12 protein-coding genes and 3 tRNA genes are annotated in these 13613 nt (G+C 65.7%); 5 read left to right on the top strand and 10 right to left on the bottom strand.

Annotated elements, in window-relative coordinates:
* The first annotated feature begins 73 nt into the window (after positions 1 to 73).
* Positions 74 to 1984, top strand: coding sequence for a potassium transporter Kup (locus LK535_RS14665; RefSeq protein WP_227772666.1), 1911 nt, complete (start codon positions 74 to 76; stop codon positions 1982 to 1984).
* Positions 1981 to 2502 (top strand): 2'-5' RNA ligase family protein, encoded by a 522-nt coding sequence (locus tag LK535_RS14660; RefSeq protein WP_227772665.1) that lies wholly within the window; start codon positions 1981 to 1983, stop codon positions 2500 to 2502. The genes LK535_RS14665 and LK535_RS14660 overlap by 4 nt, the downstream gene beginning before the upstream one ends.
* A gap of 68 nt (positions 2503 to 2570) precedes the next feature.
* Here the strand turns inward: LK535_RS14660 and LK535_RS14655 are convergent.
* Together LK535_RS14655 and rimO are read right to left on the bottom strand one after the other, a co-directional pair.
* Positions 2571 to 2647: transfer RNA gene (locus LK535_RS14655), tRNA-Met, on the bottom strand.
* A gap of 66 nt (positions 2648 to 2713) precedes the next feature.
* A complete protein-coding gene (gene rimO, locus LK535_RS14650) occupies positions 2714 to 4042 on the bottom strand; it encodes a 30S ribosomal protein S12 methylthiotransferase RimO (protein ID WP_227772664.1) in 1329 nt (442 codons plus the stop codon).
* Positions 4043 to 4160: 118 nt separating this feature from the next.
* Between rimO and LK535_RS14645 the strand changes: the two genes are divergently transcribed.
* Positions 4161 to 5264, top strand: a complete 1104-nt coding sequence (locus tag LK535_RS14645) for an anhydro-N-acetylmuramic acid kinase (RefSeq protein ID WP_227772663.1) — start codon at positions 4161 to 4163, stop codon at positions 5262 to 5264.
* Positions 5265 to 5293: 29 nt separating this feature from the next.
* Here the strand turns inward: LK535_RS14645 and LK535_RS14640 are convergent, their stop codons facing one another.
* The 8 genes from LK535_RS14640 to aroA form a co-directional block, all read right to left on the bottom strand.
* Positions 5294 to 5716, bottom strand: a complete 423-nt coding sequence (locus LK535_RS14640) for a DUF4112 domain-containing protein (protein WP_227772662.1) — start codon at positions 5714 to 5716, stop codon at positions 5294 to 5296.
* A gap of 6 nt (positions 5717 to 5722) precedes the next feature.
* Positions 5723 to 7102 carry an ABC transporter substrate-binding protein gene (locus LK535_RS14635; protein WP_227772661.1) on the bottom strand — a complete coding sequence of 460 codons (1380 nt, stop codon included), beginning with the start codon at positions 7100 to 7102 and terminating at the stop codon, positions 5723 to 5725.
* A 59-nt stretch (positions 7103 to 7161) separates the two neighbouring features.
* Positions 7162 to 7248, bottom strand: a tRNA-Leu gene (locus LK535_RS14630).
* Positions 7249 to 7295: 47 nt separating this feature from the next.
* Entirely contained in the window at positions 7296 to 7574 is a 279-nt protein-coding gene (locus LK535_RS14625; protein ID WP_227772660.1) for an integration host factor subunit beta, read from the bottom strand.
* Positions 7575 to 7756: 182 nt separating this feature from the next.
* Positions 7757 to 9472: a 30S ribosomal protein S1 gene (gene rpsA, locus LK535_RS14620; protein WP_227772659.1), complete on the bottom strand. Its 1716-nt coding sequence runs from the start codon at positions 9470 to 9472 to the stop codon at positions 7757 to 7759.
* A gap of 300 nt (positions 9473 to 9772) precedes the next feature.
* Positions 9773 to 10399, bottom strand: a complete 627-nt coding sequence (gene cmk, locus LK535_RS14615; RefSeq protein WP_227772658.1) for a (d)CMP kinase — start codon at positions 10397 to 10399, stop codon at positions 9773 to 9775.
* Entirely contained in the window at positions 10396 to 11370 is a 975-nt protein-coding gene (locus LK535_RS14610; RefSeq protein ID WP_227772657.1) for a proline iminopeptidase-family hydrolase, read from the bottom strand. The genes cmk and LK535_RS14610 overlap by 4 nt, the downstream gene beginning before the upstream one ends.
* Positions 11361 to 12701 carry a 3-phosphoshikimate 1-carboxyvinyltransferase gene (gene aroA / locus LK535_RS14605; protein ID WP_227772656.1) on the bottom strand — a complete coding sequence of 447 codons (1341 nt, stop codon included), beginning with the start codon at positions 12699 to 12701 and terminating at the stop codon, positions 11361 to 11363. Before aroA ends, LK535_RS14610 begins: the two co-directional genes overlap by 10 nt.
* A 110-nt stretch (positions 12702 to 12811) precedes the next feature.
* Between aroA and LK535_RS14600 the strand changes: the two genes are divergently transcribed.
* Both LK535_RS14600 and LK535_RS14595 read left to right on the top strand, forming a co-directional pair.
* Positions 12812 to 13135, top strand: a complete 324-nt coding sequence (locus LK535_RS14600; RefSeq protein ID WP_227772655.1) for a TIGR02300 family protein — start codon at positions 12812 to 12814, stop codon at positions 13133 to 13135.
* 94 nt (positions 13136 to 13229) lie between these two features.
* Positions 13230 to 13305 (top strand) — tRNA-Ala (locus tag LK535_RS14595).
* The last annotated feature ends 308 nt before the right edge of the window (positions 13306 to 13613 follow it).

Raw genomic sequence — 13613 nt, 5'->3', positions numbered from 1 at the left:
GCTAGGCGCGCCCAGGCTTTTACAGGATGACGGTGGTTTTGTTGCCCTTGAACCTGGCGCTGGTTGATCGTCGGTGAGCAGTACCGCTCCCACCGCCGCGCCGGCCACCATCCCGCACGATCACCATAGCGACGGGCTCAGCAAGCTGGCGCTGGGGGCGATCGGCGTCGTCTATGGCGACATCGGCACCAGCCCGCTTTACGCGATGAAGGAGGTGTTCGTCGGGCACCACCCACTCGCCGTTGATCGCTTGCATATCTTCGGCGTGCTGAGCCTGGTGTTCTGGTCGCTCGTACTGATCGTGACGTTCAAGTACGTGATGGTCATCCTTCGCGCCGACAACAACGGAGAAGGCGGGAGCCTGGCCCTGCTGGCGCTGATCCAGCGCCGGAGCGGACCGGGCAAGCGATGGGGACCGAGCCTCGTTATGCTCGGTGTCCTGGCGACGGCGCTGTTCTTCGGTGACTGCATGATCACTCCGGCCATTTCGGTGCTGTCCGCGGTGGAGGGGCTCGCGACCGTGGAGCAGCGGTTCGACAGCTTCGTCATCCCCATCGCGGCGGCGATCATGATCGGGCTGTTCTACCTTCAGAAGGTCGGCACGGCGAAGGTGGGCAAGCTCTTCGGCCCGATCATGGCGGTCTACTTCGTGACCCTGTCGGTGCTCGGCCTGATTCACGTCGCCGCCCAGCCGGAGGTCCTGCTGGCGCTTGATCCGCGATGGGCGATCCGGTTTGCCGCTGCCGATGGCACGCTGGCCTTCCTGGCGCTAGGTTCGGTGGTGCTGGCGGTAACGGGCGCCGAGGCGCTGTACGCCGACATGGGGCATTTCGGCCGCCGGCCAATCGCGCTCGCCTGGCTGTGGTTCGTCTTTCCAGCGTTGATGCTGAATTACCTTGGCCAGGGCGCGCTGCTGCTGGGCGACCCCTCGGCCGCCCAGAACCCGTTCTTCCTGATGGCGCCGGAGCAATGGCGCCTGCCGCTGGTGATCCTCGCCACGCTGGCGACGGTGATCGCCAGCCAGGCGGTGATCACCGGCGCCTATTCGGTGGTTCAGCAAGCCGTGCAGCTCGGCCTGATGCCGCGCCTGCGCATCGATCATACCAGCGCTTCGGCCGCGGGGCAGATCTACATCCCGTCCGTCAACTGGGCGCTGATGGTGATGGTGCTATTGCTGATCTTCGGCTTTCGCGAGTCTTCGAACCTGGCGGCGGCCTATGGCATCGCCGTGACCGGCACGATGTTCATTTCGACCTGCATGGTCGCCGTGCTCATCCAGCGCGTCTGGCATTGGCCGATCGCGGCGGTCGTGCCGTTCGTGGCCAGCTTCCTGCTGATCGACGGCCTGTATTTCTCGTCGAACCTGACGAAAGTGCCGGACGGTGGCTGGTTCCCGTTGCTGGTCGCGATCATCGTCTTTGTTCTGCTCACGACCTGGGCGACGGGGCGCAAGCTGATGCTGGAGCGAATGCGTGAGGGCGCCATGCCGATCAAGGTGTTCATCGGCTCGGCGGCGAACAGCGCGACTCGCGTGACCGGAACGGCGGTGTTCATGACCTCAACCCCCGAAGGGGTGCCGCCCGCCCTGCTGCACAACCTGAAGCATAATCGCGTGCTTCACGAGCGCGTCATCCTGCTGACCGTGAAGGTCACGGACATGCCATTCTATCCGGAGCAAGACCGTTTCAACCACGAGGTGCTGGGCGAAGGCTTCCACCGCGTGATCCTCCGGTATGGGTTCATGGAATCGCCGGACATCCCAGCGGCGTTGAAGTCGTTCGACCAATGCGGCGGGGAGTTCCGGATGATGGAGACCAGCTTCTTCCTCTCCCGCCAGACGCTGCTCGCGTCGGCGCACCCGGGCATGGCGATCTGGCGTGAGAAGCTGTTCTCCTGGATGCTGCGGAATGCGGAAAGCGCGATGGAGTTCTTCCGGCTGCCCACGAACCGTGTCGTCGAACTCGGCAGCCAGATAGAGATTTGAGCGAGTCGCCGCCGGCACCGATCATCGTGACCGCCTTGCTTGGGCGGTCCGATCAGATCTGGTTGGACGGGCTGCGGCAGCGCCACTTCCCGCCAGAGCGCAACTTCCTAGCCGCGCACCTGACCATGTTCCATCATCTGCCGCCGAGCGCGGCTGAGGAACTGAAGTGGCGGCTGGCGGAGGAAACGCGCGCGGTGCCCCGTCCCAAAGCCGCGCTGGCGGCGCCATTCTCCCTCGGCCGGGGCGTCGCTTACCGCGTCGACAGCGCCGAGCTTGCCGCGATCCGCGCCAGCTTGGCGGAGGCGTTCGCAGGATTGCTGACGCCGCAGGACCAAGCGGGCTGGCGCCCACATGTGACGATACAGAACAAGGTGGAGCCAGCGACGGCAAAGGCGTTGCTTGCCGATCTGGGTAGGGAGTTTCGGCCCAGGCCGCTCATCATCGATGGGCTTGCGACATGGTGGTATCGCGGCGGCCCCTGGGAGCCGCTGTCGCAGCATCGCTTCCACGCTGGCTAGTCGCCGGTGCCTCCGGGCGTCAGCGCAGGCGGGCTGTCCGCCGCCGCAATGCTACGATCTTGAAGAAATGGTAGCGGAGGAGGGACTTGAACCCCCGACACGCGGATTATGATTCCGCTGCTCTAACCAGCTGAGCTACTCCGCCCCAAGGGCATTCACCGCGGCTTTTCCGCCGGGCGAGGCGCGCCTGATAGCAGCGCTTTCGCCGGGGTCAAGCGGGAACGCCAAAGAGATCGTGTTCGTCGGCATCCTCGATGGTCACGCGCACGATATCGCCCTCGGAAAGATGGCCGGCATCGCGCAGGTGAACTTCGCCGTCGATCTCCGGCGCATCGGCATAGGAACGGCCCGAAGCGCCGTCTTCGCCGACTGAATCGATGATGACCTCCATCGTGCGGCCGATCTTCGCCTGCAGCTTGGCAGCGCTGATGGCGGCCGTTCGCTCCATGATGCGGGCGTAGCGCTCCTCCTTGACCTCTTCGGGTACCTGATCGGGAAGGGCATTCGCGCTGGCGCCCTCAACCGGTTCGAACCGGAACGCACCGACCCGATCAAGCTGTGCCTCGTCCAGCCATTCGAGCAGATAATTGAAGTCCGCTTCGGTTTCGCCGGGAAAGCCGACCACAAAGGTGGAGCGTATGGCGATGTCCGGACACACTTCGCGCCAGGCACGCAGACGAGCCAGAACCTTTGCGTCGTTCGCCGGCCGCTTCATGGCGCGCAGCACATTGGGTGCCGCGTGCTGGAACGGGATATCGAGATACGGGAGCACCAGCCCTTCCGCCATTAGTGGGATCACCTGATCCACGTGTGGATATGGGTAGACGTAGTGGAGGCGGACCCACGGCGCGATCTTCCCCAGCTCACGCGCGAGATCGGTCATGTGCGCGCGCACCTCGCCGCCGCCCTTCAGCGGATAAGCGGCGTGGCGCAGGTCCAGCCCGTAGGCCGACGTGTCCTGGCTGATGACCAGCAGCTCCCTGGTGCCAGCGGCGACAAGCTTTTCCGCCTCGCGCAGGATCGCATCGGGACGTCGGCTGGCGAGATCGCCGCGCAGCGACGGGATGATGCAGAAGGAGCAGCGATGATTGCAGCCCTCCGAAATCTTCAGATAGCTGTAGTGCCGCGGCGTCAGCTTCAGTCCGGCGTCAGGCACGAGGTCGATATAGGGCGACAGGTTGGCCGGGGCGGCATCGTGCACCGCTTCAACCACCTGCTCATATTGATGAGCCCCAGTGATCGCGAGAACGCCCGGAAAGCGCGCCCGGATCGTCTCGGCCTCATTGCCCATGCAGCCGGTGACGATAACGCGACCGTTTTCCGCGATCGCTTCGCCGATCGCCTCGAGGCTTTCCTCCTTGGCGGAGTCCAGGAAGCCGCACGTGTTGACGAGCACGACATCTGCGCCCGCGTAATCGGGCGACATCTGATAGCCGTCAGCACGCAGCTGAGTGAGGATGCGTTCGCTGTCGACCAAGTTCTTGGGACAGCCGAGCGACACCATGCCCACGCGGGGCGGTGTAGGAAGACGTGTTGCCATGAGTGCGCGCGCACATAGTGCGGGACGGGCCGATTTGCCATATGCTCGCCGAATCAATCATCTTGCGCTAATCGTTGGCGCCTCGCAGGGGCGCGGGGAGTAGCGTGGGGGTTGTGCGATGCTGGCGATCGGGCTGATGTCCGGGACGTCACTCGATGGAGTGGACGCGGCGCTGATCGAAACGGACGGGGAGCGATTCGCCCGCCCGATCGCTTTTCGCGGCGAGGCCTATTCAGACGCCGCCCGAGCGCAGCTTGCCGCTGCAACGGCGCTGGCGCTAACCTTTGAACGACCACGCGCCAATCCCGAGGTGATGGCCGCGGCTGATCTTATCGCCCGCACGCATGTGCTTGCCGTGCAGAAACTGCTGCGGGACGCGGGACTGCGCGCAGGAGAGGTCGACGTGATCGGCTTTCACGGGCAGACCGTCGCTCATCGCCCGGATCGTCGCTGGACCTGGCAGATCGGCAATGGCCAGGCGCTTGCCGACGCGACGGGCATTACCACTGTGGCGGATTTTCGCAGCGCAGACGTGGCAGCCGGCGGGCAGGGGGCACCATTGCTGCCGGTGTACCATGCGGCGCTCACGGCGGGTCTGGAGCGGCCGCTCGCGGTGCTGAACCTGGGCGGCGTCGCGAACATCACGTGGATTGGAGGCGACGGCACTCTGGTCGCCTTCGATACCGGACCGGCCAACGGTTTGATCGACAGCTGGGTGGAAGCAGAAACGGGCGCACGGTTCGATGCGGATGGGGCGCTTGCGGCCGCCGGGCGGGTGGACGAGGCGGTGCTGACGGCGATGCTGGATCACCCGTTTTTCGCTCAGCCAGCCCCCAAGTCGCTGGACCGCAACGACTTCACGATCCAGCCGGCCCGCGGCCTCAGCCCAGCCGACGGTGCGGCAACGCTGACCGCCTTCACTGCCGCCACGGTGGCGGAGGCGTTCCTGTTGCTGCCGGCACGGCCCGAGCGACTGCTGGTCGCGGGCGGCGGGCGGCACAATCCCGTCATGCTCCGGATGATTGCGGAGAAAGTTGGCCTGGCCCCTGAGCCGGTCGACAGCCTGGGATGGAACGGCGACGCGATCGAGGCCGAAGGCTTCGCCTATATGGCCGTGCGAACGCTGAAGGAGCTGCCGATTTCATTCCCCGGCACGACGGGCGCGCCGCAGCCGATGACGGGCGGGGTGGTGCACCAGCCGCAAGCGCGCGCCGAGGCCTGAGCGCCGCCTGCGCGGCAGCGAGGAAAGCGTCAGCGATCGACGGTGACGGTGGCCGGATGGTGCCGGTCGAGATGACGCTTGATCGTCTTCAGGTTGCGGCTGTTCGAGCGGAAGAAGAAATCCGCGGCGTCGCCGACGATTGGCACGAGGCCCAGCATCGCGTCGAAGCCCACGCGCGCGCCCATTCGGGTGAGCTGGAGCTTGCTCATGCCCAGGTTCCGCGCCTCCCACACGATATAAGCGCCCATGGCGGCGGCAACGGCATCACCGATCACCGGGACAAAGCCGAGCAGCACGTCGAGCCCGACCTTGCGGTTCAACCCTGGCACAGTGACCATGCCCTCCAGCAACTGCTCCATCGCTTCCACGCGGCGACGGATGGAGGCCGGATCACGACCGAGCGGCAGGTTTGCCATATGGTCGGGAGCTGGACGGAAATGGGCGTTGGGCATGACGAATCAATTGGGGTCTCGGCGAACCCCGTTCAACGGGTGCCAAGCCCGCTCATTTGCCTGCCAAGTGCGGAGACGCGGCGCGACCAGGGACCAGCGCAGCGGCCGGGCGAGCGGCACAAAGGCGATATCTTCAGCAAGGAGCCGGTCCGCCGCGGCAATGGCCCGCGCACGTTCGGCGAGCGACGGCGCCATGCGTGCAGCCTCGATCGCCTGCGAGGCGCCCTCGCTGCAGGGCTGGCAGGCGTGGCCAAGGTACCACCGGCCGCTGTCGAAAGGCGCCACCGCATCGATCAGGCGCAGATCCGCTTCAGCGTCCCATGCCACTCGAATAGGCCGGATTCCGACTGCGTAGAGATCCGCGGCGATGCGCGCCCAGAGCAAGGTGCCGCCCGCGCTGGCCGGCAGCGCGATCCGGACCGTGGGGCTCTCATTCCCCGCACCAACCCATGCATCGACACGCGCACGTGCCGTCGCGCGCCGATCCGCGGCCGGCACGGCTTGCCACGGGGCTTTGGCGGGCGGGCTGGCGGAATCAAGCGCCGCGGGCAGCAAGTCCTCGGCGGACAGCCAATCAGCGGTGAAACCTTGAACCAGCGCCGCGCGATCGATCGCCAGCGCGAGCGCGCCTCGGTTCTCCGGCGTGGCGAGAAAGCCTTCTGGGCGCACGATGGCGAGGCCGAACAGGCCAGCGGCGGGATCAAGCCGGACCTCTGCCGCGTCGATGCCCGCGGCGGTGAGCAGTGGCCATTCTCCCACCGTGCCGCCGGTGAACAGATCGGACCGGCGCGCAGCGAAGCGCGCAACCCCGGCGGCGGGCCGCTCCGCGATCAACAGCACGTCGTCCTCGGGCTGTGGATCTTCCTGTTCATCCGCCGCACGGTTGGGATCCGGGATGGGGCGCAGCCGCGTGACCTGTCCGATCTTGCCGACCACCTGCATCGGGCCACTGCCAATGCCACGAACTGGATGGATGATGGCCATGTCGGGCTGCGCAAAGAGTTTCAACAGGTCAGGCCGCGGCCGGGCCAGTTCGACCTGGATCACCTCGGGTGTCATTTCGACGATTGAATCTAGCGCCGTCAGATAGGGAGCGAGGGGATTGCGCGCCCGCTGTTGCAGCCGGCGGCGCAGGATTGCGACAACCTCCGCAGCGCGCATCGGCCGACCATCCGCCCAGGATGTATCGCGCAGGCGGAAAATATAGGTGCGCCCCTCGTCCGTGACGATCCAGCGTTCGGCCACACCGGGGACGATCTGGCCGGCAGCGTCGAAGCGAACAAGTCCCTGTGCGGCGCTGTCGGTGAGCAACCGGCGCGCCATGTCGTCGTCGGCGATCGGGGCTAGGGACAGGCGCGGCTGGGAGCCGTTCGCGCTGACGATCACCGGCCCCACATCGGGCCGCCGCTCACATCCGGAAGCCGCAAGGGCCAAGGCGAGAGTGATGGTGCGGACGGCGGGACTCGAACCCGCACGCCTATACAGGCAGAAGATTTTAAGTCTCCGGCGTCTACCGATTCCGCCACGTCCGCGCATCACAAGCGCCGAAAAGCGGCACGGAGGCGCCGCCGTCAAGCGCTCAGACGTTCAAACGCTGGCGCATTTCCTTGCCGGGCTTGAAATAGGGCACGCGCTTTGCCGTCACTTCAACGACTTCGCCAGTGCGAGGATTGCGGCCCGTGCGGGCATCGCGAGCGCGCGTGGAAAAGGCGCCGAAGCCGCGCAGCTCAACGCGGCCGTTTTCGGCCAGGCGGCGCACGATCTCATCGAAGAAGGTGGAAACGATTGCCTCGACCTCGCGCACCGACAGACCTGGATTGGTCTCTGCCAGATGCTGCACCAGTTCCGATCGGATCATTTGCCCCGCCCTTGATGTGCCACGGAACCGTCGTGGCGCGTGATCGCCTTAATACAGGTAAAGTTCGCGCGGAATAGGACCGAAACGCGATTATCGACCGAAAGAATGGTTTATACCGCAAAAAAGAAGGGCCGGGCGGCTGATGCCACCCGGCCCCTTTGGCCCGGTACCGGGCCGTCGCATTACTGCTTGTTCTGACGGGCCTTCAGCGCCTCGCCAAGAATGTCGCCCAGCGACGCGCCCGAGTCGGACGAGCCATACTGCGCCACAGCCTGCTTCTCTTCGGCGATCTGCATCGCCTTGACCGAGAAGGTCGGCTTCTTGGAACGGTCGAAGCCAGTAACCATCGCATCGAACTTCTGGCCGACCTGGAAACGCTCCGGACGCTGCTCGTCACGGTCACGGCCAAGATCGGTGCGCTTGATGAAGCCAGTGGCACCATCGTCGCCAGCCTGCACTTCGAGCCCAGCGTCGCGGACTTCGAGAACGGTGACGGTGATGACCTGGTTCTTGCCCAGACGGTCGCCGGCCGCAGCCGAACCGCCAGCCACCGGTGCGCCGCGCTCCAGCTGCTTCATGCCGAGGCTGATGCGCTCCTTCTCGGGGTCGACATCGAGCACGATGGCCTGAACCATCTCACCCTTGCGGTGCAGGTTGAGCGCGTCCTCACCCGACACGCCCCAGGCGATGTCGGACATGTGGACCATGCCGTCGACATCGTTGTCGAGACCGATGAACAGGCCGAACTCGGTGGCGTTCTTGACTTCGCCCTCGACAGTCGTGCCGACGGGATGCTCGGCAGCGAAACGCTCCCACGGGTTCTGCTGCGCCTGCTTCAGGCCGAGCGAGATGCGACGCTTGTCGGCATCGACCTCGAGCACCACCACGTCGACTTCCTGCGAGGTCGACACGATCTTGCCGGGATGGACGTTCTTCTTGGTCCACGACATTTCGCTGACGTGCACCAGGCCTTCGATGCCCGGCTCCAGCTCAACGAACGCACCATATTCGGTGATGTTCGTGACGCGGCCCGACAGCTTCGCACCGACCGGATACTTGACCGATGCGCCATCCCACGGATCGCTCTCGAGCTGCTTCATGCCCAGCGAGATGCGCTGCGTGTCCTTGTTGATGCGGATGATCTGCACCTTCACGGTGTCGCCGATGTTGATCATCTCCGACGGGTGCTGGACGCGCTTGTAGGAGAGGTCGGTGACGTGCAGCAGGCCGTCGATGCCGCCCAGGTCCACGAACGCGCCGTAGTCGGTGATGTTCTTCACCACGCCTTCGATGATCTGGCCCTCGGCCAGGCTCTGGATCAGGCCCGAACGCTGCTCGGCGCGAGTCTCTTCCAGGACGGCGCGACGCGACACGACGATGTTGCCGCGCTTGCGGTCCATCTTCAGGATCTGGAACGGCTGCGGGATGTCCATCAGCGGCGTGACGTCACGCACCGGACGGATATCGACCTGCGAACCCGGCAGGAAGGCCACGGCGCCGTTCAGGTCGACGGTGAAGCCGCCCTTCACGCGGCCGAAGATCACGCCTTCAACGCGCGCGGTCTTGGCGAACTCGGTCTCCAGCTTGTCCCATGCAGCTTCGCGGCGTGCGCGGTCGCGCGACAGCATCGCTTCGCCATGCATGTTCTCGACGCGGTCGACATAGACTTCGACTTCGTCACCGATCTTCAGCTCGGCCTTCTGACCCGGCGCCGGCGCGAATTCGCGCAGCGGCACGCGGCCTTCGCTCTTCAGGCCGACGTCGATGACGGCGAGGTCATTCTCGATGCCGGTGACGGTGCCGAGCACCACGCGGCCCTCGAAGCTGTCGGCGCCGCCGAACATGTCATCGAGCATTGCCGCGAAATCGTCACGCGTGGGATTTGGCTGAGTTGCCATAAAAGTGGTTTGTCCTAGTCAGTTCGTTTCCGGCCAAGCGGTTGGTTCCGCTGGTCTTGGCCATCACCGCCACACCGGCCGCACGCCGGGGCAGCATCAGGCGAATTGGGGAGCGAGGGCCTCGACGCGCTTACGCGAAAAGGGCGCGAGAGGGCTGTCCCCCTGCGCCATGCCTCCGCGAGCCCCAGCCCGCCGGACGGCGCGCCATACTGCAAAGTGCCCTCTGGAGCAAGGCAGGCCGGGGCCCCGCAGGGGGCAAACTCCCTGAGAGACCCGGAAAAACGGACGTCGACGTTGTTTTTAATCGCGGCGGCGGCGCGACTCGACCAGGCCAATTGCCTTTTCGATCGACGCTTCGATCGACAGGAAGCTGGTATCCAGCAGTGCGGCATCCGGCGCGAGGACAAGCGGCGCGGTGGAGCGTGAGCTGTCGCGCTGATCCCGGGCGCGAATGTCGGCCAGCACCTGATCGAACGTGACCGTGGACCCACGGCTTTGCAGTTCGGCATGGCGGCGTCGTGCCCGGATCGTCGGGGTGGCCCGGACGAACAGCTTGGCGTCCGCGTCGGGCGCGATCACGGTGCCGATGTCGCGGCCGTCGAGAATGGCGCCGCCCTCCTGATGGGCAAACCGCTTCTGCCGTTGCAGCAGGGCGGCACGAACAAGGGGGTGGGCCGAGACGACGGACGCGAGCTTCCCGATCTCGTCCTCGCGAAGCACCGGATCGGCCAACGTGAGCTCGTCAAAGTCGCAAGCGGCGACGGCATCCGCTTCCCGGGTGGGATCGAAGTCGAGCCGCTTCACCGTGGCCGCGACTGCCCGGTACAGGAGGCCGGTGTCCAGGTGCGGCAGGTTATAGTGTTTCGCCAGCGCCCGGGCGATCGTGCCCTTGCCGGAGGCGGCGGGTCCATCAACGGCGATGATCATGCGATGGCATCCTGGCGCGCCAGCCAGCCGCGAAGCAGGGCAATGATTTCCGCCGGGCGATCATTGAACAGCCCGTGCGCAGCGCCGGGAACGACAGCGAATTCCGCGTCGGGTACCCGGGCGGCAAAGGCGCCCGTGGTAATGGGGCGGGCCTCGTCGTACTGGCCACAAAGGAACAAGGTACGCTTTCCTTCCAACTGGGCGAGCAACGGCTCGCCGTCATAATCCTTTAGCGTGCCGGTGGAGACGAATTCGCTCGCACCCCACATCGCCCGATACATGCGCCGGTTGCCGCGCACGTCCCGACCATAGGCTGCGACATCCGCTGCTGCCGGCATTCGCCGATTGAAGGCGGCGTAGAAGGCCCGCGTGGGCGCATCGCAAGCTGCCGGCGGCTCGGCAAGGGTGAGTGCGCCGCAGCGCTGCAGTTCATCACGAATAGTCGGCGGCAGGTTTGCGATCAGCGCCTTGGCATCCGCCAGCCAGCTGCGCGTCGAGATCAGCGGGCTTGCGAGGGCAAGGCCGAGGAGCGCGGCGGGGCGGCGGGCGCCATATTCCAGCGCGACCGTTCCACCCCAACTGGCGCCCAATACGTGCCAGCGTGCGACGCCCAGAGCTGAGCGGATCGCCTCCAGTTCATCGACGAAGCGGGACACGCGCCAGTTCGCGGGATCATCGGGACGGTCGGAACGGCCGGTATCCAGTTGGTCATAGAGGATCACGGCCCGCTCATCCGCAAGCGGCAGCGCCTCCAGGAAGCTGGCGTGGGTGCCGCCGGGCCCGCCATGGATCATCACGATCGGCGCCCGGCGCGCGGACAGACCGCCGTTGACGCGAACATAGACGCGGCCGCCGGGCACCGGCACCATCAATTCGCGGGTGGGGCGTTCGAGCGCACGGGCAAGCGCCGGTGCGGCGATCAGGCTCGCCCCGGCGCCGGCAATCAACGATCGGCGGTCGATCAGCCCCAAGTAGCCTGTCCCCCCAGCGCATCCAACAGGTCGAAAAAGCTGGGAAAGCTTGTCGCGACCGGGCTCGCATCATCGATGGTGATCGCGGTGCGCGCGTGAAGTCCAGCGATCGCCATGCTCATTGCGATACGATGATCAAGTTTCGAGGCGACCTGCGCGCCGCCGGCAATCGGCTCCCCACCGCTGCCGTCGATCGTCAGCCCGTCCTCATGCTCCTCACACGGCACGCCGTTCGCCACGAGCGCTGCCTTCATGACGGCAATTCGGTCCGACTCCTTGACGCGCAGTTCATCCGCGCCGCGTGCGATCGTTCGCCCTTGCGCAAAGGCGGCAGCCACGAACAGCGCCGGATATTCGTCGATCATCGAAGGGGCGAGGTCGTGCGGCACGTCGATGCCGGTCAAGGGTGCGTGACGCACCCGCAAGTCGGCGACCGGCTCTCCGCCAACGACGCGCGGATCGAGCTCCACGATGTCCGCTCCCATGAGGCGCAGCGCTGTTACCAGACCGGCGCGGGTGGCGTTCAGCCCGACATTCTCGATTACGACGTCGCTACCGCGCACGATGGTGGCCGCGACCATCCAGAAGGCCGCCGAGGAGGGGTCGCCCGGCACGACGATGGACTGCGGTTTCAGATCGGCCTCGCCGACGATGGAGATCGTCCGGCCGCCTTTATTCACCTCTACCGAGATGTTCGCGCCAAACCCCTCCAGCATCCGTTCGCTGTGATCGCGCGTGGCGATTGGCTCGATCACGCGAGTGATGCCGGGGGTGTTGAGCCCGGCGAGCAGCACCGCGGATTTCACCTGCGCCGAAGCGACCGGCAAGGTGTAAGTGATCGGCACGGCCGGGCAGAGGCCCCGCACCATGAGCGGCAGGCGGCCGCCGGGCGAGGCCGTGATCTCGGCACCCATGGTAGAAAGCGGATCGATGACGCGCTTCATCGGACGCGACGACAAGGAGGCGTCACCGACGAAGGTAGCAGTGATCGGATGGCTGGCAACCAACCCCATCAGCAGCCGTGTCGAGGTGCCTGAATTGCCCATGTCGAGCGCGGTTTCGGGCTGCAGCAGTCCGCCTACGCCGACGCCATGCACGCGCCAGATACCGTCGTCGCTGCGTATGATTGTCGCGCCCATTGCGCGCATGGCAGCCGCCGTGGCCAGCACGTCCTCCCCCTCGAGGAGGCCTTCGATGCGGCTTTCCCCCACGGCTAGTGCCGACAGCATTAGGGCGCGATGGCTGATCGACTTATCACCGGGGACGCGGATCCGCCCCTGCAAGCGGGATGCGGGATGGACCGTGACGGAGCGGGGGAGGGGATGCGCCATTGCGCGCCGCGCCTTGCCAGCGGGGTTGCGCTATGGCAAGGCGCCCACCACTTCGCAGGCTCAGGCTTTCTGAACCTGTTGATCCATCCATCCGAAAGGCACGAGACGGCATGATCAAGCCGGAATGGGGCACGAAGCGGACGTGCCCGAAATGCGCGACGCGTTTCTACGACCTGCAGAAGGACGAGCCCGTCACCTGCATCGAATGCGGCTTCGCCTGGGAGCCCGAACCGATCCTGAAGTCGAAGCAGCCGCTTCCCTTCGAGGCGAGCAAGTCCGAGAAGCAGGCCGCGGACAGCGACCTTGCTGGTGACGACGATACCGATCTGGTCGCGGACGAGGACGAGGAGCCCAGCGCTGACGACGAGGTTGATCTCGGCGGCGACGACGATCTGGGTGTGGAAACGTCCAACGACGACGACGAGAATAACTGATCGTCGAAAAAATTTCGGGTTTCGGCAGGCGGCCGTGAAAACGCCGCTTGCCAAGCCTGAAGCGCCCCGTTAGTGGGCGCCTTCCCAACGGAATGGGGCCGTAGCTCAGCTGGGAGAGCGTCGCAATGGCATTGCGAAGGTCAGGGGTTCGATCCCCCTCGGCTCCACCATTTCCAACTTGTCACAGATAGTGCACGAAGCTTCCCCGGCAGCTTCGAGCCTCCGCTGACCACCGCCACGGCGGTAGCCACGCGTTGATTGCCGCAGATGGCGGTTAACTCCCCCAGTGATGACCCGCGGTACTCAGGCCGTACTCGCGCGCGAGCTGGTGCGCCGTCGCGCACTGCCGTTATTGTAAAGGTCCACGTCAGGGCCCGTTCCTCGAACAGCCTCTGAACTGACACGCTAAGCCCGAGCGCGATTGTGGCCTCGGCTCCAAATAGCTTCGCCCAGAACAACGAAGTCGCTCCCATGAGTT

This window comes from Sphingomonas sp. IC4-52 (assembly GCF_020707225.1).
Lineage (GTDB): Bacteria > Pseudomonadota > Alphaproteobacteria > Sphingomonadales > Sphingomonadaceae > Sphingomonas.
The sequence above is the reverse complement of the archived record's forward strand: the minus strand, read 5'-3'. Positions and strand labels throughout refer to the sequence as shown.

Bases quoted from the DNA above. Each gene is read 5' to 3' on its own strand.
- rimO (WP_227772664.1), bottom strand. From the start codon at position 4,042: ATGGCAACACGTCTTCCTACACCGCCCCGCGTGGGCATGGTGTCGCTC.
- LK535_RS14645 (WP_227772663.1), top strand. From the start codon at position 4,161: ATGCTGGCGATCGGGCTGATGTCCGGGACGTCACTCGATGGAGTGGAC.
- LK535_RS14640 (WP_227772662.1), bottom strand. From the start codon at position 5,716: ATGCCCAACGCCCATTTCCGTCCAGCTCCCGACCATATGGCAAACCTG.
- LK535_RS14625 (WP_227772660.1), bottom strand. From the start codon at position 7,574: ATGATCCGATCGGAACTGGTGCAGCATCTGGCAGAGACCAATCCAGGT.
- rpsA (WP_227772659.1), bottom strand. From the start codon at position 9,472: ATGGCAACTCAGCCAAATCCCACGCGTGACGATTTCGCGGCAATGCTC.
- cmk (WP_227772658.1), bottom strand. From the start codon at position 10,399: ATGATCATCGCCGTTGATGGACCCGCCGCCTCCGGCAAGGGCACGATC.
- aroA (WP_227772656.1), bottom strand. From the start codon at position 12,701: ATGGCGCATCCCCTCCCCCGCTCCGTCACGGTCCATCCCGCATCCCGC.
- LK535_RS14600 (WP_227772655.1), top strand. From the start codon at position 12,812: ATGATCAAGCCGGAATGGGGCACGAAGCGGACGTGCCCGAAATGCGCG.